20 protein-coding genes are annotated in these 17,978 nt (G+C 46.4%); 17 read left to right on the top strand and 3 right to left on the bottom strand.

The features are described 5' to 3' along the window. Nucleotides 1-11 precede the first annotated feature (11 nt). The 13 genes from ACUN27_RS29370 to ACUN27_RS29310 all read left to right on the top strand — a co-directional run bounded on the left by ACUN27_RS29370 (nucleotide 12) and on the right by ACUN27_RS29310 (nucleotide 10,874). Nucleotides 12-185, top strand: coding sequence for a hypothetical protein (locus ACUN27_RS29370; RefSeq protein WP_315955198.1), 174 nt, complete (start codon nucleotides 12-14; stop codon nucleotides 183-185). A 115-nt stretch (nucleotides 186-300) separates the two neighbouring features. Further along, entirely contained in the window at nucleotides 301-870 is a 570-nt protein-coding gene (locus ACUN27_RS29365) for a DUF1802 family protein (protein ID WP_315955197.1), read from the top strand. Between the two features lie 166 nt (nucleotides 871-1,036). Continuing rightward, entirely contained in the window at nucleotides 1,037-1,867 is an 831-nt protein-coding gene (sufC, locus tag ACUN27_RS29360) for a Fe-S cluster assembly ATPase SufC (protein ID WP_315955196.1), read from the top strand. Nucleotides 1,868-1,924: 57 nt separating this feature from the next. Further along, a complete protein-coding gene (gene sufD, locus ACUN27_RS29355) occupies nucleotides 1,925-3,220 on the top strand; it encodes a Fe-S cluster assembly protein SufD (protein ID WP_326062108.1) in 1,296 nt (431 codons plus the stop codon). Then, entirely contained in the window at nucleotides 3,217-4,443 is a 1,227-nt protein-coding gene (locus tag ACUN27_RS29350; RefSeq protein ID WP_315955194.1) for a cysteine desulfurase, read from the top strand. The genes sufD and ACUN27_RS29350 overlap by 4 nt, the downstream gene beginning before the upstream one ends. Continuing rightward, entirely contained in the window at nucleotides 4,430-4,864 is a 435-nt protein-coding gene (gene sufU, locus ACUN27_RS29345; protein WP_127458394.1) for a Fe-S cluster assembly sulfur transfer protein SufU, read from the top strand. The genes ACUN27_RS29350 and sufU overlap by 14 nt, the downstream gene beginning before the upstream one ends. Before the next feature lie 66 nt (nucleotides 4,865-4,930). After that, nucleotides 4,931-6,328: a Fe-S cluster assembly protein SufB gene (sufB, locus tag ACUN27_RS29340; RefSeq protein ID WP_127458395.1), complete on the top strand. Its 1,398-nt coding sequence runs from the start codon at nucleotides 4,931-4,933 to the stop codon at nucleotides 6,326-6,328. A gap of 161 nt (nucleotides 6,329-6,489) precedes the next feature. Continuing rightward, on the top strand, nucleotides 6,490-7,599 hold the full coding sequence (locus ACUN27_RS29335; protein WP_315955193.1) for a C40 family peptidase: 1,110 nt from the start codon (nucleotides 6,490-6,492) through the stop codon (nucleotides 7,597-7,599). 119 nt (nucleotides 7,600-7,718) lie between these two features. Continuing rightward, nucleotides 7,719-8,075 (top strand): hypothetical protein, encoded by a 357-nt coding sequence (locus ACUN27_RS29330; RefSeq protein WP_445560032.1) that lies wholly within the window; start codon nucleotides 7,719-7,721, stop codon nucleotides 8,073-8,075. Further along, nucleotides 8,002-8,637, top strand: coding sequence for a hypothetical protein (locus ACUN27_RS29325; RefSeq protein ID WP_445560031.1), 636 nt, complete (start codon nucleotides 8,002-8,004; stop codon nucleotides 8,635-8,637). The genes ACUN27_RS29330 and ACUN27_RS29325 overlap by 74 nt, the downstream gene beginning before the upstream one ends. Nucleotides 8,638-8,641: 4 nt before the next feature. Then, entirely contained in the window at nucleotides 8,642-9,838 is a 1,197-nt protein-coding gene (locus ACUN27_RS29320) for a glutathionylspermidine synthase family protein (protein ID WP_326061161.1), read from the top strand. After that, complete coding sequence (locus tag ACUN27_RS29315; RefSeq protein ID WP_315955190.1) at nucleotides 9,835-10,488, top strand: signal peptide protein; 654 nt, start codon at nucleotides 9,835-9,837, stop codon at nucleotides 10,486-10,488. The genes ACUN27_RS29320 and ACUN27_RS29315 overlap by 4 nt, the downstream gene beginning before the upstream one ends. Beyond that, complete coding sequence (locus ACUN27_RS29310; RefSeq protein WP_127458400.1) at nucleotides 10,485-10,874, top strand: DUF350 domain-containing protein; 390 nt, start codon at nucleotides 10,485-10,487, stop codon at nucleotides 10,872-10,874. Before ACUN27_RS29315 ends, ACUN27_RS29310 begins: the two co-directional genes overlap by 4 nt. Before the next feature lie 8 nt (nucleotides 10,875-10,882). On the opposite strand, the gene ACUN27_RS29305 is transcribed toward ACUN27_RS29310, so the two are convergent. The 3 genes from ACUN27_RS29305 to ACUN27_RS29295 are packed head-to-tail and all read right to left on the bottom strand — an operon-like array spanning nucleotide 10,883 to nucleotide 13,760. Then, on the bottom strand, nucleotides 10,883-11,926 hold the full coding sequence (locus ACUN27_RS29305) for an HD-GYP domain-containing protein (RefSeq protein WP_326061162.1): 1,044 nt from the start codon (nucleotides 11,924-11,926) through the stop codon (nucleotides 10,883-10,885). A 46-nt stretch (nucleotides 11,927-11,972) separates the two neighbouring features. Further along, nucleotides 11,973-13,046 carry a ThiF family adenylyltransferase gene (locus ACUN27_RS29300; protein ID WP_379173825.1) on the bottom strand — a complete coding sequence of 358 codons (1,074 nt, stop codon included), beginning with the start codon at nucleotides 13,044-13,046 and terminating at the stop codon, nucleotides 11,973-11,975. 12 nt (nucleotides 13,047-13,058) lie between these two features. After that, the gene (locus ACUN27_RS29295; RefSeq protein ID WP_326061163.1) at nucleotides 13,059-13,760 is read right to left on the bottom strand and encodes a molybdenum cofactor biosynthesis protein; all 702 of its coding nucleotides are present in this window, start codon (nucleotides 13,758-13,760) and stop codon (nucleotides 13,059-13,061) included. A 130-nt stretch (nucleotides 13,761-13,890) separates the two neighbouring features. Between ACUN27_RS29295 and ACUN27_RS29290 the strand changes: the two genes are divergently transcribed. The 4 genes from ACUN27_RS29290 (at nucleotide 13,891) to ACUN27_RS29275 (ending at nucleotide 17,975) form a co-directional block, all read left to right on the top strand. After that, nucleotides 13,891-14,361, top strand: a complete 471-nt coding sequence (locus tag ACUN27_RS29290) for a hypothetical protein (RefSeq protein WP_326061164.1) — start codon at nucleotides 13,891-13,893, stop codon at nucleotides 14,359-14,361. Beyond that, on the top strand, nucleotides 14,358-15,806 hold the full coding sequence (locus ACUN27_RS29285) for a bifunctional metallophosphatase/5'-nucleotidase (RefSeq protein WP_445560030.1): 1,449 nt from the start codon (nucleotides 14,358-14,360) through the stop codon (nucleotides 15,804-15,806). Before ACUN27_RS29290 ends, ACUN27_RS29285 begins: the two co-directional genes overlap by 4 nt. 103 nt (nucleotides 15,807-15,909) lie before the next feature. Beyond that, entirely contained in the window at nucleotides 15,910-16,725 is an 816-nt protein-coding gene (locus ACUN27_RS29280; RefSeq protein WP_315955184.1) for an undecaprenyl-diphosphate phosphatase, read from the top strand. Between the two features lie 116 nt (nucleotides 16,726-16,841). Then, entirely contained in the window at nucleotides 16,842-17,975 is a 1,134-nt protein-coding gene (locus tag ACUN27_RS29275) for an HD-GYP domain-containing protein (protein WP_315955183.1), read from the top strand. Nucleotides 17,976-17,978 lie beyond the last annotated feature (3 nt).

Genomic DNA, 17,978 nt, shown 5'->3' with positions numbered 1-17,978 from the left:
AGGATCTTATGATGATGAAAATCCTGAATGTGCTGCTGGTAATGGCCGCGTGCTTTTTCTTGTTATTCATGGCTTTCGAGGCGGAGTCTCCCGGGAAGAATCAAGACCCAAATCCGATGAAACAGAATCAAACACAGTTTGCCCGTATACAACAATCGTATTACGCCGAAGATGTAAATAAGTAGACTTAGGGATGGCCTGAGAGCCATCCCTTTCTTTTCGTCCTTCAAAGTGTGTTGTTTTGCTTCTCCAAATTCCTTATAATAAATGGATTATTGGGAGAACAAGGAGTTGGCGTCGGTGGAAAAACCAAAAGCCCTGAAAGAATGGGCTTCGGCTATCAAAGCACTGGAAGACGGCACACAAATTTTTATTATGCGCAAAGGGGGTATTGTTGAAGAAACGAGGGATTTTCAAGTCGAATCGAATGATTTTTTTCTTTATCCTACTTACGAGCACCAGAGAAAAGAGTTACTCAAGGAAAGTTATCGAAACGTGATTGACGAAACCTTGGTCGGTTGGCGTGCGCAGGATGATCAGGTCACAATCCGTTCGTATGCCCGGATGATCGAGGATATTGAGATTAGTGATGGAGAGCTGCTGCATAAGCTTCATCCTTATCACATTTGGACGGAAAATTTCACGGAAGAAAGATTGAAGTGGAAGCGTAAAAATCCGCTGCATCTCATGCTTTTAAGAGTATATAAACTGGCAGAACCCTTACATATTCCAATTGAGCAAGCCTATATTGGCTGTAAATCATGGATTGAGCTTGGGACCGAAACACCGCCCGAATCCTCGCTAGTACCGGTTTTGAGCGATAAGGATTTTGCTGCAGAGGTTGCTGAAATCAAGCGAGCTTTGTTTTAAAAAAATGGTTTCATTTTCACAGAATGCCCATCTTTTTCAAGCAATTGCCCTTTCTTGATTTGACATAGTAAGTTATAATAGAATTATTCTAATGAGAATCAATGATAATCATATTATGATTATCGTTTTATCTAGAACATTTAAACATTATGGAGGCTTAATGAAAATGGCAAACTCACCAACATTTACAATAGACGGTCTTAGAGCGAACGTCGAAGGAAAGGAAATTTTGAAAGGGCTGAGCCTTGAAATCAAAGGCGGAGAAGTTCATGCCATCATGGGGCCGAACGGTACTGGTAAAAGTACGCTTGCATCCGCGCTGATGGGTCACCCGAAATATGAAGTCACAGAGGGGACCGTTACTTTAGAGGGCGAAGATGTTTTGGAAATGGCGGTTGACGAGAGAGCACGCGCTGGCTTGTTCCTGGCTATGCAGTACCCAAGTGAAATCACGGGTGTAACAAACGCTGACTTCTTGCGCAGTGCAATCAACGTGCGTCGTGGCGAAGGCAACGAGATCTCCCTGATCAAGTTTATCCGCCAAATGGAAGCGAAAATGAAACAACTTGAAATGAACCCTGAGTTCATGCACCGTTACTTGAACGAAGGTTTCTCCGGCGGTGAGAAAAAACGTAACGAAATTCTGCAAATGCTTTTGCTTGAGCCTAAATTCGTTATTCTTGACGAAATTGACTCCGGTCTGGATATCGATGCTTTGCGTATCGTTGCTGAAGGCGTTAACGCTATGCGCAGTGAAGAACGCGGCTTCTTGATCATTACGCATTACCAACGTTTGCTTAACTACGTTAAACCTGATTTTGTACATGTTATGATGCAAGGTCGCATCGTGAAGTCCGGTGGTCCAGAGCTAGCTGAGCGTCTGGAAGCGGAAGGTTACGATTGGATCAAAGAAGAACTCGGCATCGTGGACGAAACAGTTGGCCAAGACGAGGAAGAATTCAAAATCCCAATGAACACGACTGCGCCGAAGTACTAAAGAGAGGAGAGACTTTGATCTTAGGGTCAAAGGTCCTTATATATTAGGAGGAATACCATGAGTACTCAAACACAACTTTCCATAGATTCTAATGCTGTCATCGAGCTCTCCCGCAGCAAGCAGGAGCCGGAGTGGATGACTGCCCTTCGTACAGAAGGGTTGGCGTTAGCGAATTCTTTGGAATTACCTACGCTTGAAAAGACAAGAATTGATCGTTGGAGCATTTCCTCCTACGGTTCCTATAAAACGCAAGCCCCTCTAACTTCCCTTGAGTCTTTACCGGAAGTTGCCCAAGGTCTGACGAATTCAGATAATCTGATCGTTCAACGCAACTCCGGAGTTGTGTTCAGCCAGGTTTCCGAAGAGCTCAAGAAGCAAGGTGTTATTTTCACTGATTTGGAAACAGCAATTCGTGATCATGGCGATCTGGTGAAGCCTTACTTCATGAAAGCTGTCGAAGCGAACGAAAATCAAGTGACAGCTCTTCACGCTGCGCTTTGGAACGGTGGTATTTTCATCTACGTGCCAAAAGACGTTCGTGTGGATGTTCCGCTTCAAGCGCTGTTTGTTACGGATGATGCTGAAGCTACATTCGCTCCGCACGTGCTGATCGTTGCAGAGCAATTCAGCTCTGTTTCATACGTGGATAACTTCGTATCCTCCCTATCGGGAGCTGAGCTCGTACAAAACGGTATCGTTGAAGTGTTCGCGAAGCCGGGTTCACGTGTAAATTACGCATCCGTTCACAATTTTGAGGAGTCCGTTACGGACTTAACTTACCGCCGCGCTATCCTGGATAATGATGCTAGCATCGCGTGGGTAGTTGGAGAAATGAACTACGGGAATACAATGTCGGATACGACGTCTATTCTTAAAGGCAAAGGTTCTGACTCCGATGCCAAAGTGATCTGTGTGGGTACGCAAGAGCAGAAGCTTAACTTAACAACACGCGCTGTTCACTGGGGCAAAGCTTCAACGAGCGATATGATTACGCGTGCTGTTATGCGAGATGGCGCAACGGCAATCATCAACGGGATTACGAAGATCGAAAAAGGAGCTCAAGGCTGTAACGGTCAACAAACGGAGAAAGTGTTGATGCTTAGCCCGAAAGCTCGTGGAGACGCGAACCCGATCCTTCTTATCGATGAGGATGATGTTAAAGCAGGCCATGCTGCGAGTGTTGGTCAAGTGAATGCCGAGCAAGTGCATTACCTGATGTCCCGTGGTATTACCAAAGAAGAAGCTCAGCGCTTAATCATTTACGGATTCTTGGCGCCAGTCGTTTCCGAAATTCCGATTAAAAGCGTTGAAGAACAGCTGCAAAGCTTAGTGGAGAGGAAGCTGGGACAATGAAAACAGCCGAGATACGTGAACTTTTTCCCATTCTAAAACAAGAAGTGAACGGTCATCCACTGGTGTATTTGGACAGCGCTGCTACATCCCAGAAGCCCATTCAGGTGATTGAGGCACTCAAGCATTATTATGAATGGGACAATGCGAACGTACATCGCGGTGTTCATACCCTAGGTTCCCGGGCTACAGATGCGTACGAAGGAGCACGAGCGAAAGTCGCTAAGTTCATCGGCGCATCCAGTGAGCAAGAAATTATTTTCACCAGAGGCACGACAACAGCTATTAATATTGTGGCGAGCAGCTATGCCAAAGCGGTATTGCGCGAAGGCGACGAAATCGTCCTCACGCCAATGGAACATCACAGCAATTTGATTCCATGGCAGCAAGCCGCTAAGGCAACAGGTGCCACTTTAAAATATATTCCTTTACAGCCCGACGGATCGATTTCCCTAGCAGATGTAGAGAACACGATTACAGACCGTACCAAGATCGTTTCGGTTGTTTATGTGTCTAACGTGCTGGGTGTTATCAACCCTGTCAAAGAGATCGCCCAAATTGCCCACAAACATGGCGCAAAAATGGTGGTTGACGGCGCACAAAGCACACCGCATATGAAAGTGGATATGCAGGATTTGGATTGCGACTTTTATGCGCTTTCCGGACATAAAATGTGTGGACCAACCGGAATTGGGGCATTGTATGGCAAGAAGGCCTTGTTGGAAAACATGGAGCCCGTTGAGTTTGGCGGCGAGATGATCGATCATGTGGATCTGTATGAATCGACATGGAAGGAACTGCCTTGGAAGTTCGAAGGCGGAACGCCAATCATCGGAGGGGCTGTTGCCCTTGGCGCGGCGATTGATTTCCTGCAAGAAGTCGGCATGGACAATATTTTCAAACATGATATTCAGCTCACGAATTATGCGATGGAACGTATGACGCAGATCGAGGATCTGACTGTCTATGGACCAACTAGCAACCGTGCGGGACTTGTTACGTTTAACTTGGGTGATGTTCATCCACATGACGTGGCAACGGTTCTGGATGCAGAGGGAGTAGCTATTCGTGCAGGCCATCACTGCGCTCAGCCTCTGATGAGATGGCTTGAAGTAAGCAGTACGGCTCGTGCAAGCTTTTATCTATACAATACAGAAGAAGATATTGACCGTCTTGTGATGGCCTTACAAAAAACAAAGGAGTACTTCGGCCATGCAATTGGATGATTTATACCGTAGAGTCATTATGGATCACTATAAAACACCTCGTAACCGGGGGAAATTTGAGTCTGGTGAAGCGGTCACCATCGATCTGAACAATCCAACTTGCGGTGACAAAATTTCGCTGCAAATGCTGGTGGAAGACGGTGTCGTGAAACAGGCAAAATTCACAGGTGAAGGCTGTTCGATCTCGCTGTCTTCCGCATCCATGATGACGGATGCCGTCAAAGGCAAGACGATCGAAGAGGCGCTGAAGATGGCCGAAGATTTTTCCGGCCTGATGAAGGGCGAATCTGTTGAATTTGAATATGAAGATATAGAGGCTTTATCCGGGGTGAATAAGTTCCCCGCGCGGATCAAATGCGCAACCCTGGCATGGAACGCTCTTCGCAAAGGTATTGAACATACCCAAAAGACCGATAACTAACGCATTTAGCGATCGCATAGAACTTGTTATTGATCTGTAACCCAAAACGCTAAGGAGGAAATAACCATGGCAAAACAAATGCCAGATCTCGAAGATTATAAGTATGGTTTCCGAGATGAGCACAAATCGATTTTCCAGTCGGGAAAAGGTTTGACTCGTGAAATCGTTGAAGAAATCTCCAGAATGAAAGGCGAGCCGGATTGGATGCTGGAATTCCGTCTGAAATCCTTGGAGCAATTCTTCAAAATGCCGATGCCTCGTTGGGGCGGCAACATGGATGATCTTGACTTTGATGACATCCAGTACTATGTGAAACCGTCCGAGAAACAAGGGAAAACATGGGAAGAAGTTCCTACCGAAATTAAAGAAACATTCGATAAGCTGGGTATTCCGGAAGCAGAACAAAAGTTCCTTGCCGGCGTATCCGCGCAATACGAATCCGAAGTTGTTTACCACAGCATGCAAAAGGAACTCGAAGATCAAGGCGTTATCTTCACAGATACGGATACAGCTCTTCGTGAACACCCTGAGCTGTTCAAAAAGTACTTCGGTACTATCATCCCGCCAAGCGATAACAAATTCGCTGCTCTAAACAGTGCGGTATGGTCCGGTGGATCCTTTATCTACGTACCAAAAGGCGTTAAATGTGAAGTTCCGTTACAGGCTTACTTCCGTATTAACTCCGAGAACATGGGTCAATTCGAGCGTACATTGATCATTACGGATGAAGAAAGCTTTGTGCACTACGTAGAAGGCTGTACAGCTCCTATCTACAGCACAAACTCGCTTCACAGTGCGGTTGTTGAGATCGTATGTCTCAAAAACTCCCGTGCTCGTTATACAACGATCCAAAACTGGGCACCGAACATCTACAACCTCGTTACAAAACGTGCAGTTGCAGAAGAAGGCGCTACAATGGAGTGGGTCGATGGTAACATCGGTTCCAAACTGACCATGAAGTACCCGGCAGTTGTATTGAAAGGCCGCGGCGCAAAAGGAATGGTTCTTTCCATCGCTGTAGCCGGCAAAGGGCAACACCAAGATGCAGGCGCGAAAATGACGCATCTGGCTCCGGATACAACATCAACAATCGTATCCAAATCGATCTCCAAACACGGCGGTAAAGTAACATACCGCGGTCTGGCTTCCTTCGGACGCAACTCCCAAGGATCCAAAGCGAATATCAAATGTGATACGTTGATTCTCGATAACGAGTCAACATCCGATACAATTCCTTACAATGAAATCATGAACGATAACATTACGCTTGAGCATGAAGCTACGGTTTCCAAGGTTTCTGAGGATCAATTGTTCTACCTCATGAGCCGTGGTTTGACGGAAGCAGAAGCAACGCAAATGATCGTTATGGGCTTCATTGAGCCATTCACCAAAGAACTTCCAATGGAATATGCCGTGGAAATGAATCGTCTCATCAAGTTCGAGATGGAAGGTTCGATCGGTTAAGATTTGACGAAGCGTGCCCGAGTGTATCGGGTGCGCTTTTTTTGTGCGCCTGCTTTCCAACATGCTCCATGCATTTCTAGACTTGGCTGGCGTATATTTATTTCCCACAATTCTCACCCTATAAAGGATCATAATGTGTCCTAAAGGAGAGAAGTGAAGGTATGTGGAAAAGGCTGAAACTTGCAGCAATCGGGAGTATGGCAGTCGTCCTTGCGACAACAACGGCTTGTGGGAAGGATAATGCGACCCCTAATAACTCAGCGCCAACGCCGAACGGAGTGACACAATCAGGTGCAGGAACAGCGATGCCGCACAGCTTGTCGCAAGCAGGTAACGGGATAACCAAATTAGGCAATGACGATGCAGTTTTACCCATTAAAGTGATCAACAATGTAAAATATGTAGCAGCCAATCAACTCATTCAAACCTTGAAGTTTCAATCCGAGTGGGAAGCAGGAGCACAGAAGCTGCTAATTGGCGATAATGATGCGAGTTTTGAATTATCGGCAAATTCCAAAAAGGCGATGAAAGACGGAGCAGAGATCCATGTAGGAGAACCTTTCGTCAAAGAAGGCGATGCCCTCTACTTGCCGGTCTCGGCCATAGCGGACTTATTTCAAGACGAGATGTCGTATGATGTCAGTGGCAATCAATTGAACATACATCCTTCGTCCGATGCTCAGCTTGAGAATGAAGATTCTCCTGACCCTAGCGCGGATATACCTGAGCTTGCATTTGCAGACGATCCGAATGATCCTTTCAAAGGCGACACAATGCATGGAACGAACCCAGCCTCATTGGGAATACACCTTCACGACGATCTAGAGGCATGGGCATCTTCCGGAGAGAAAGCAATTCCGGTTCTGAAAAATATCAATATTAATGCGTTGATTAACAAAGGTGAGCAGTATGAAGGGGTTAAATATAAATTTGGCACAGGTCCCTATCCTCAAACCGGAAAATTTGATTGCTCAACTTTTACCCAATACGTTTATGGGAAATACAGCGTTAAACTTCCAAGATTGGCCCGCGAACAAGCAGCTGTGGGGAATTTGGTTAGCCGCAAATCGTTGCGGAAAGGGGATTTGATGTTTTTCTATGTCCCCGGCCGCTTTAAAACAAATAAAAAGGTTGGACATGTGGGTATCTATATTGGTAATAAGAGAATGCTTCATGCCTCTCCAGAGCCGAAGAATGGCGTTCAGATCAGTAATATCGATAAAGCGTACTGGAAAAAAACATTTCTTCGAGCAAAACGTGTTGTAACTTAAAGCTTTCAAGTCTATCCTTTAGGGGTAGGCTTTTTTTTATTTTTGGTCATTATGAAACAAAAGGTCGGCTCATGCGTTTTATCTAATATGAAGTCATCGATGAAGGAGGAGGAAACCGAATGACAATTACACTTTTCGAAAAATTAGCCGATGGACAGCTTTTGAAAATTAGTGAACGTCCCTGGGACGAAAAGCTGATGCAGGCATTAGATGCAGCGAATTATGTGCTCATTGGCGGCAAGGAATATGAAATGATTGAAGGAAGACTGAATTTAGATTTGAATGTGTTTGAGCTTCTATTAGTTGCAATTGGTTCTGAAGGGGGGGGAACAAGCAGTGAAAAGACCGCTCAAGGTATTTTCAGCTTCTATAAGTCTGATATTAGTCGGACAACTGCTGCTGTTGCCAGTCAATGCCGCGGAGACGCCTGCACCGAATACAGCCTCTTCCAAGTTGGTCGAATGGTCGAACGATGAAGTGAAAGCTTATTATGACCCAGCCGTTGACTGGAATCTACCTGTTCCTCCGGCAGCAGGCGCAGCATCGCCATCGCCTTCTCCAACACCGACTGCAGGCAGCGGTTCAACGGGAGGCAGCACGGCCCCTATCATTGTTAATAACTATGGTGGAGGCAGCGGGTTTGGATGGGATGATTTGCTACTCTATCATCTTATTTTTAACAGCCCAAGTCCTTATTCCTCAAGCAGCTGGGGGAGCAGTCATCGTTCTTATTACTATCGTTCTAATACCCCTTATGTGACAAAAACATATCAACCAAGCTCGTTCTCCAATCGATCAACGACCAAAGCGCCAACGACATCAAGCGGAACGGGAACTTTTACCACCAATAAGTCATCTTCATCTAACACAAAGTCGGGGACTACAGGGAATACAGGAAGCACAGGGAATACAGGCTCCGTTAGCAGCTCGGGCACGAGCAGCGGCACAACTTCCAGCTCGAAGTCTACATCGACTTCAACGGGCAGCATTGGCGGCAAATCGAGCGGTTTCAGCTCCTCTTCCAGCTCAGGAGGTTAACATTGTGGTATTCGAAGTCGTAGGCACGCCAGCTCTGGATAGAGAGCACCGAGTTCAACAACTATATGAGCTTGGCTTCACATGGGCTAATCTGGAAGATGAAGCGTACTGGATTGATCAGATAGTCCTTATGGAACAATCAACATATAATGAGCTAATTCTCGCGGCAAATGCTTTGTGGCGCGTCTTTGATAAAGCTGTTCGCTACGTGAAAGGGAACAGGTTGTTATACCAGCAGCTGTCGATTCCCGAAGTGCTTTGGGATGGACTTGATCGGCTGGAGCTGAATGACATAGGGGTCATAAGCCGCTATGCAAGATTTGACTTCACCGTGGATCAGCAGGGCGGAATCAAGCTCTTAGAGCTAAATGCGGACACTCCTACCGGCTATGTGGAAGCAGCAATTGCGACTCCATGGTTGTGTGAGCAAAAAGGTTATGCCTCCCCGAACACGGAGATGAAGGACCTAGTCCGTGCTGCGTGGGACATTGAGGCGCCCGATTTCGCAGCATGCATAGCCTATGGTCAGCATGCCGAAGATACAGGGACGATTGATGCGCTCGTTGCTCATAGCGGGAGAAATATGACGTGTGTCGATTGTCTGGATTTGTGGATTGACGAGGGAATAGTCAAGGTAGGAGAACAACAAAACATTTCTCGTATGTTCGCGCTGTATCCAAAAGAATGGATGGGTGTTGACGACGGGGGAGAGGCACTTTCTTATGCGATTGAAGAACAATTCATCGAATTGTTTAATCCTTTGCATGCCGTTATCTTGCAATCCAAAGGGCTGCAAGCCATTGTCTGGGGACTACACATGGATAACGCAGCGTTGTTCACCGCGGATGAGCATAAGGCGATAGCTGCTTATATGCTGCCTACCTATTTTTCTCCGGAGTTGTCAGGGGATTATGTGTCCAAATCGATGTTTGGAAGAGAAGGAGGCTCCGTTGAGCTTTATGACGCTGAGGGGGAGCTCGAAGTCAAAGACGAAGTCGGCTTTGATACGAGTGTCTTTTTTAAACGCATCTATCAGCAAAGAGCAGACTTGCCCGAGTTAACTTTTACGCACGGAAACAGGCATTTATTAACAGGGCTGTTTGTATTGAACGGAACACCTTGTGGCCTTTTAGGGCGAGCCGGCGGGAAGATTACAGGTAATGCAAGTCAATTTGTACCGATTGGAGTGAAAACACCTTGAAACAAAGACGATTCTGGCTTATGGCGTCCATTGTCCTGGTCGTCATTCTGATGATCTGGGGCATTAGCAGCCTGTTCAATAAAAAGCCTTCGGTCTTAAGTAAACCGGCTGTTGGAAGCTCGGCAGCGACAAATGTTAGCGGCATGAATGGCGATGTGCCTTGGGATTATCAGGTGCAGCAAGCAAAAGTCGGTGATTTGCTCGACGGAGATATGGTTTTGCTGCCGAACAACGAGCGCATATCGAATGATCAGAACTTTGCGACCGGCGATCAAATCTACGTGCTTAGCTATATGCAGGCCACGATGACAACGAGCAGTCAAGGGAAGAATGACGTGACACTTTCGCAATGGAAACCGATTAAGACGTTCAAAACCAAGGAAGAAGCCGATAAAGATTTGGCAGAGCTGAAAGTTGAAATTAAGACGGATGTGAAGCTGATCGGTGTTTATAAAACGGAGTTGGATGGCAAATTCCGCTATTTCGCAGTGGCAGATCTGCCGACAGGGCAAAAAGTGAAACAGCCAATCCCTGAGGATCGTTATGCAAGCTTTAAAAACAAGAAAGAAGTTCAGGTTATTTTAGAGGAAGTACACGATTACAGCAATTATGATCAATCTATGGCGAAGTTCCGGGGGTGGGCAGAATGATAGTATTAAATATTGTGATTAGTTTATTTGTCATAGTCCTGCTGCAATTTGCAGGGATGTATGTCTTTAGTTTAATGACGCCCTACCGCGATATGGAAGAAATAAACAAAGGAAATGTAGCCGTCGGAATCACGATGGGCGGTAAGTTTGTAGCAACTGCCATCGTACTGGCGATTGCCGCATACAGCAATTCATCGATCTGGCACATGAGCTTGTGGTTTGCGGTAGGTTACGTCTGTTTGTTAGCGACTTACTGGGTGTTTGATTGGTTAACGCCTGGCGTAAAGCTATCCGATCAGTTAAAAGACGGAAATGTAGCCGTCGGCACATTGCTGGCTGCTGTATATATCGGTATTGCACTAGCAATAAGCTCTCTGATCATCTAAAAGAGCGGCTAAATCGCAATACTTGCAATTTCGACGTCGCGAAGCTGCGAAAGATCCAGGAATTGATTATTGATTTTGATTAGCGGGCGGAAAAAGTCGGTAGGATTGGTCATGACGATTGTACCGACTCGTCCGTCGCTAAGGGACACTTTTTTCCCAATAAAGTTAGGAATCATGTTCCGAATAAATACCTGCGTGATTTTCGGATCAAGCTGTCCAAAGCTCATCCGGTGAAGCTCCTTAAGAACGAATAAGAGGTCACGCTTATCTTGGTATACGCGCTTGCTGATCATAGCGCTATAAACGTCTGCAACGGCAACAATGAGTGAATAACTATGTATTTCCGTACTTTTTTTACGTAACGGATAGCCAGTGCCATCCAAGCGCTCATGATGTTGTAGAGCTACGAGCGCCAGCGTGTTTTCTTTCAAAGAGTTTTTGATGATTTCGTACCCGAAGATGGTATGTTTTTGAATCTCATTGAACTCGTCATTCGTTAACTTGCCAGGTTTAAATAAGATTTCCTGGGAAATCTTACATTTTCCTACATCGTGTAAATAGCCGGCTTTGCCAATGGTAAGAGCTTCTTTTTCACTCTTGTTCATCCATTTGGCAATATAGTAGGAGAGCATCCCGACTTGTACACTATGCTGAAACGTGTAATCATCTTGGCTGGTTAATGAAAGAAGCAAGGAAACGACGTCATTTTCTTCCTCAAAGCTTGCGATTAGAGGATTGAAAGCGGATTCTATCATCTCGTTGGAAAGAACATCCCCGCTTTTAGCAGAATGGAATATGTCTTTAATGCCAGTAATGCAATCATGAAAAGAATTTATATGAGCCAGCTTTACTTTCGGTGATTCCGCCGGCTCACTTTCTATTTCGTTAACCCTCGGCGCAATATCCACATATTCCACATTATGGCGATTAAGCATCATGATGTCGCTCGCATCAACCAAGGTACCTGCTGATAGAAGATGAAGTCCTTTTGTATTGTAGGAATCGGAAATCAGTTTATCACCAACAATTAGTTCAAGTACGTGTATATGCATTGAAATTCCTCTCCCAGTCCTATATTCGTGTAGGTATATTGTAATACTACATCCCTATATAACGGCTGTAAAGACTTTTGGCTTGAATTAAATCATCCGTTCCTTGAACAAGGACGCGACCGTCCGGGAAAATAACCATGTACAAATCCGGGCCGGCCTGGAACTTCAAGAGGAAGCGATTTCGCTCAACCGTGCCTAGTGGTTTCAAGCGTTCTTCCCAGTATTCAAGCGGCTTGGCAGCAGGCAGAACAGGATGGATCTGAACCGAATTGCGACCGCATAAGGATTGAATGGTATCGCTATCCATGTCAGTCTCCAAGTAGTCGTAGTGCTTATTGGAACAGGCCGGGCAATCTGCTTTTAGGGCGCCGGTCACGTTAATCGCGGAGTGCTGATTGAACCAAAGGTCCCACTGCTGCATCCGGAGATTCAGCTGCTCAGTAGCCCCAACTAGCAGTTTAAGAGCTTCAGTTGCTTGGAATGAAGCAACGACATGGATAATTCCGCCTATTACGCCTGCTGTATCACAGGTTTCTGTCGTGCCGGCAGCGGGAGCTTGGGTGAACAAACAACGCAGACATGGCGTCTGTCCCGGGAGAATCGTCAAAGAGACGCCTCTTGAGGCAACGGCACCGCCATAAATCCAGGGAATCCCCAATTTGATACTCACATCGTTGATAAGGAAACGGACGGAGAAGTTATCCGTACCGTCTAAAATTAAATCTACATCCCCTAACAAGTCTTCGGCATTCGTGGCGTTGAGATCCATGACATGAGGTTCGATTGTGACCAGGGAGTTGACCAACTGCAATCGTTTGGCTGCTGCAATAGCCTTAGGAGTCATTGTCGCCGCATCTTCTTCGTCGTACAACATTTGCCGTTGCAGATTGCTAGCTTCTACAAAATCGCGATCAATCAAGCGAACATATCCTACCCCCGCGCGCACCATATGATTGGCAAGCACTGTACCAAGAGCACCCATACCAACGATGGCGACACGGCTGCCGATCAGTTTACGCTGCCCTTCCAAACCGATAGGGGAGAACAGCACTTGTCTTGAATAACGCGCATCTACACCATTTTCCTGTTCCGTATATAAAAAGGTATCCACGTAAGTCATCTCCAATTTCATCTATTCCGTTCTTGTTGTTTGAAGCGGGTTCCAAGGGCCTGTTTGACTGCCCTTCCATTCCGATCCATCTTCCCAAATTTCCTTTTTCCATATGGGTACAATTTGTTTCAATCGTTCTATGGCGTAGCGGCTTGCTTCATAGCAGCTTTCACGGTGAGGGGAAGAAACGGCAATCACGACGCTGGCTTCCGCAATCGCCACCTTGCCCAGACGGTGGGTAATCGCACTAAGCGTTCCCGGCCAACGGTCATTGATTTCTTGACCGATCGTTTCCATTGTTTTGATCGCCATAGGCACATAGGCTTCATACTCCAAGAGGACTGTGCGTTGCCCATGCGTCATCTCTCTCGTTGTCCCAATGAAAAGGAGTGAAGCTCCATGATTGGGATGGTTTACTTTGGCGGCAACTTGTCCGGCATCTATCGAGTCGTAGGTTATTTCGTATAAGACGGGCTGTCCTCCGGACACTGGCGGTATGAGAGCAAGCTCATCAGCCGCAGTGACCCAATCGCTTTCGCCTGCGTAAGCTTGATTTTTAGCGAAAAAACATGTTTGCAGCTGTGACGCTGCAGCCGGATGCTTATCCGTGATCAGTTTTCTAAGATCCTCGATGGCAATGGCATCTTGATCAATGGTTATATGTAGGACGGAAGTCCCGAAAAGTTCAACAAGTCCTGCGAAAAGTTGGATGTTTATATTCACAATTTTGCTCCTAAATGCTTAGTGTGAGATTCCCTTACAGCATATCATATTTTGACCAAGGAATGGTATAATGGATAGGGCCTTGGGAAAAGCAAAAATGAGCTTATCGGATGAAAGGAGAATGGTCAGGATGCAAGCAGATTTACGCATACAAGTGTCAGACCCCCATCTAACAAATGAAACATTTACTGTACAAGAACTCGTTGATCTGGCGGAGATGAAATTGGCGCTTGAGGACCGTGTTCCGAACGTTTCAGGGGATGCCTTTGATTTAAAAGCATGGTATCGCAGCTGGAAAGCCAGCCGTGGCGGACAAGCTGAAAGCGAGCCTACGCATGTAAAGGTCGAAGCTGTTGATGAATTTCAGGCGTTAATGTCGTGGTCGGAAGTCGACTCAGCTCTTATTCTCTACGCTCAAGACGATGAACCTTTGAAGAAGGGGTATCCGATCCGCCTATATGTGCCGGATGGAAGCAGTGAATGCCTCAATGTCAAAAGCGTTGTACATATCTGGTTTCTTCATGATGCTACACTAGGCGAAGAGGCCACCTTTGGATTTAAAAATAAAGTAACGCTCGATGAGTTGAAAATCAAAAAATGAGACGACTCCTAATTTTACATACGAATGATTTGCACAGCCATTTTGAGATGATGCCCAAAATTAGCGCCTATTTTAACCAAGTCCGCCGGGACTGGCCATCCGATCAAGTGTTGACGCTGGATATTGGCGATCATATGGACCGAATGAGCCCGGAGACAGAAGGCACCAATGCCATTGCCAATGTGGAGATTATGAACGCAACTGGTTATGATGCGATGGTTCTTGGCAATAACGAGGGGCTGACGTTTACGCCTGACTTTCTAAGAAGTGTTTTCATAGAGAATGCGCGCTTTCCTGTTCTTGGAAGTAATATTTACGAAAGAGCAACCCACTTGACTCCGAGCTGGCTGCTGCCTTCTTTGACAATTGAAAAGTCCGGCTTGAAGATCGGAATTATCGGCGTGACAGCGGCTTATCCAGCTTATTATGAGCTACTCGGTTGGGATGTAACGGATCCTTACGAAGCTGTGAAGACGCTGACGGAGCAGCTGCGCCCGCATACGGACCTCATCGTGGTCATGTCGCATCTCGGTCTGCCGATGGATCGACGCCTAGCGGAAGGGATCGAGGGCATCGATGTGATCCTTGGCGGTCACACGCATCATGTTCTGGAGGAGCCGCTCCTGATCAGCGGCACTTATTTGGCTGCGGCCGGCAAGTTCGGGCAGTATGCCGGCCACATCGAGCTGGCCTATGATCCGGCGCAACGCCGGATCGCCCAGTTCCAGAGCCGCGTCGTCCCGATGACGGCGGACAGCGAAGATGACAGCAGCGTAGCCGCGCTGCTGGACCGCTTTCGCATCGCCGGCGCAGCGGCGCTGGATGAAGAAGTGGCGCAGCTGCGGGAACCGCTGCGCCTGGATTGGTACGGCGAATCCCCGCTTGGCAACTTGCTTGCCGCCGGGATTCGCCGCTGGACCAGCGCCGATATCGGGCTGGTCAACAGCGGCCAACTCCTTCAGGGACTGAAGGAGGGGCGCTTGACGCGCGGCAGATTGCTGGACATCTGCCCGGGGCCGATCAATCCGTGCCGCATGCTGCTTAGCGGCGCGGACTTGCTGCAGGCGCTCGAGGAGTCGCTGCTGCCTGAATTCATGGAGAAGCCGATTCGGGGACTCGGCTTCCGGGGGGAAGTGCTGGGCGCGCTTAGCGTCGACGGCCTCACTGTCGAGTGGGACAGCTCGCGCGCGCCTTATGAGCGTATCCTCGCCGTGCATGTAGGCGAGGAGCTTTTGGACCTTGGCCGTGATTATGTCGTGGGCACGATCGATATGTTTACGTTCGGATCGGGCTACTTATCCCTAAGCCGTGGGAAAGACGTGGTGTACATGCTGCCGGAGTTTATCCGTGACGTGCTGGCCCACGAAGTTACGGATCATGAGGCGATGGCAGACAGCCACAAAGCAAGATTTATTGACAAAATGTCCTTCGATTCGAAGGGATAGACTCGCGCTTTTCGTCAATAAAGTTGTCAGATCATACAAGTTCCAAGTAAAATAAATAATTGGACAGGAGTCCGACCATAAACTCTACCTTTAGGGGGAAACCATGCATACTATTTTTGAAGCGATCATTATCGGGATCGTAGAGGGATTGACCGAGTTTTTACCGGTATCCTCAACAGGACACATGATTTTGGCGCAAAGTTTGCTCAATACGCAAAACGACGAAGTGATGAAAACCTTTGATTTTGTTATTCAGCTTGGGGCCATTATGGCTGTCGTCATTATTTATTGGAAACGAATCTTATCGCTGTTTGGCTTGGTGAAAAGAAAAAGCGAGAGCAGAAGCGGGAAAAAACTGAATCTGCTGCATATTCTTATCGGTATTATCCCTGCAGGAGTCATCGGCGTATTGTTTAATGATGTTGTAGATGAGAAGTTGTTTAATTCAACGACGGTCGTTATCGGGCTTATTCTTGGCGGTATTTTGCTCATTATTGCAGAGCAGAAGAAAGGGAGACCGAGCACTGAGGTATTGGATGACTTAACTTACCGCCAAGCCTTCTTTATCGGCTTATGGCAGCTTGTATCAATCTGGCCAGGATTCTCTCGTTCCGGTTCCACAATTGCAGGGGGGATGCTCTCCGGCGTTAGCCGTGCAGCTTCTGCAGACTTTACGTTTATTATGGCAATCCCGATTATGTTCGGAGCTTCCGGTGTCTATTTCTTGAAAAACTATGAAGCTCTTTCTTCCAATGACTTCGCATTTTTCGCAGTAGGGTTTGTAGTAGCATTCATCGTAGCTCTATTAGCGGTTGTTTCTTTCATTAAGTTTGTCCAAAACATGAAATTGACCTATTTTGCCTACTATCGTTTCGCAGTAGCCATTGTATTTGCCCTTTATATGTTTTTAAGTAAATAATCTTTGAAATAAAGTAGCGAACCGCGTCGAAAGATGCGGTTTTTTATGTTGAACTTTTAGGTGAAATCTATTACATTTAGATAGATAATAACGTTCAGCTACTCGGGGGTCCTTACATGCTGTTAATGCCGATCAACAAGTGTCATCCTGGAATGAGGCTGGCAAAGAATATTTACAACGAAGATGGTATGGTTCTGCTCGCTGTTAACGTTGAGCTAACACAGAGACTAATCGATCGGCTATTTTCATATGGTATCGACTATATTTATATCTCAGATTCCCGAACCGATGACGTTATTCAAGTCGATATTATTCAAGATGAAACGCGAAGCAGAGCTGTTCACGAAATTCGGCATACCTTTAAGAGAGTCATGGAAGATTCGAACAAACGTGGAGCTGTCAGCTACTATGATATCGGTCGCAACTTTCGTGATGTGATGAACATGATTATTGATGACCTTAGTGCTCATCAAGGTGCAATGGTCATGTTAAACAATATGAATATCAAAGATAATTATTTATTCCAGCATTCAGTGAATGTTAGTATATATGCAATTATGCTCGGCATTAGTTATGGATACAGCCGTGAAAAGCTAGAGACGCTTGGACTTGGCGCTCTGCTTCATGATATTGGAAAGACCAAAATTCCACTAGGCATTCTGCGCAAGCCTTCTCAGTTGACTAGTGATGAATTCAAGGAGATGAAAAATCATACCACGTATGGTTTTCAAATTCTGAAGGATGAACCGAACATCCCGTTGTTGTCAGCGCATTGTGCTCTGCAGCATCATGAACGGATTAATGGAAGCGGGTATCCGCGAGGTTTGCAAGGCCCGGATATTAATGAGTTTGCGAGATGGATCGGTTTAGTGGATTCCTACGACGCTATGACAACTACGCGTGTATATCGCAGGCCGTTATTGCCTCATGAAGCGATGGAACAGCTTTTTGCAGGTTCAGGCACGATGTATGATCAAAGCCAAATTGCTTTATTCCGCGATAAAATTGCCATATACCCGCTCGGTATCACCGTGAAATTGAACACAGGCGAATTCGGGATTGTCTCCAAATTAAACTTAACGGTTCCGCAAAGGCCGGTCGTTCGCATCCTGCAGGATGAAGCAGGCAGAGAACTCAAAGAGCCGTATGAAATCGATCTCTCCATCAAGCATTCCATCCTCATTTCCGAAATCGGTGAAATTAAAATCGAAGAACTCGACACGGAATCGGGTATGCCAACCCTACTTTGAGAT

This window comes from Paenibacillus sp. WC2504, assembly GCF_052682475.1.
This window is presented reverse-complemented; position numbering and strand designations above follow the sequence as displayed.

What these genes read in the sequence shown, in the direction of transcription:
- ACUN27_RS29370 (WP_315955198.1), top strand. Translation starts at nt 12, where the DNA reads ATGATGAAAATCCTGAATGTGCTGCTGGTAATGGCCGCGTGCTTTTTC.
- sufC (WP_315955196.1), top strand. Translation starts at nt 1,037, where the DNA reads ATGGCAAACTCACCAACATTTACAATAGACGGTCTTAGAGCGAACGTC.
- sufD (WP_326062108.1), top strand. Translation starts at nt 1,925, where the DNA reads ATGAGTACTCAAACACAACTTTCCATAGATTCTAATGCTGTCATCGAG.
- ACUN27_RS29350 (WP_315955194.1), top strand. Translation starts at nt 3,217, where the DNA reads ATGAAAACAGCCGAGATACGTGAACTTTTTCCCATTCTAAAACAAGAA.
- sufU (WP_127458394.1), top strand. Translation starts at nt 4,430, where the DNA reads ATGCAATTGGATGATTTATACCGTAGAGTCATTATGGATCACTATAAA.
- sufB (WP_127458395.1), top strand. Translation starts at nt 4,931, where the DNA reads ATGGCAAAACAAATGCCAGATCTCGAAGATTATAAGTATGGTTTCCGA.
- ACUN27_RS29335 (WP_315955193.1), top strand. Translation starts at nt 6,490, where the DNA reads ATGTGGAAAAGGCTGAAACTTGCAGCAATCGGGAGTATGGCAGTCGTC.
- ACUN27_RS29330 (WP_445560032.1), top strand. Translation starts at nt 7,719, where the DNA reads ATGACAATTACACTTTTCGAAAAATTAGCCGATGGACAGCTTTTGAAA.
- ACUN27_RS29310 (WP_127458400.1), top strand. Translation starts at nt 10,485, where the DNA reads ATGATAGTATTAAATATTGTGATTAGTTTATTTGTCATAGTCCTGCTG.
- ACUN27_RS29305 (WP_326061162.1), bottom strand. Translation starts at nt 11,926, where the DNA reads ATGCATATACACGTACTTGAACTAATTGTTGGTGATAAACTGATTTCC.
- ACUN27_RS29300 (WP_379173825.1), bottom strand. Translation starts at nt 13,046, where the DNA reads ATGACTTACGTGGATACCTTTTTATATACGGAACAGGAAAATGGTGTA.
- ACUN27_RS29290 (WP_326061164.1), top strand. Translation starts at nt 13,891, where the DNA reads ATGCAAGCAGATTTACGCATACAAGTGTCAGACCCCCATCTAACAAAT.
- ACUN27_RS29285 (WP_445560030.1), top strand. Translation starts at nt 14,358, where the DNA reads ATGAGACGACTCCTAATTTTACATACGAATGATTTGCACAGCCATTTT.
- ACUN27_RS29280 (WP_315955184.1), top strand. Translation starts at nt 15,910, where the DNA reads ATGCATACTATTTTTGAAGCGATCATTATCGGGATCGTAGAGGGATTG.
- ACUN27_RS29275 (WP_315955183.1), top strand. Translation starts at nt 16,842, where the DNA reads ATGCTGTTAATGCCGATCAACAAGTGTCATCCTGGAATGAGGCTGGCA.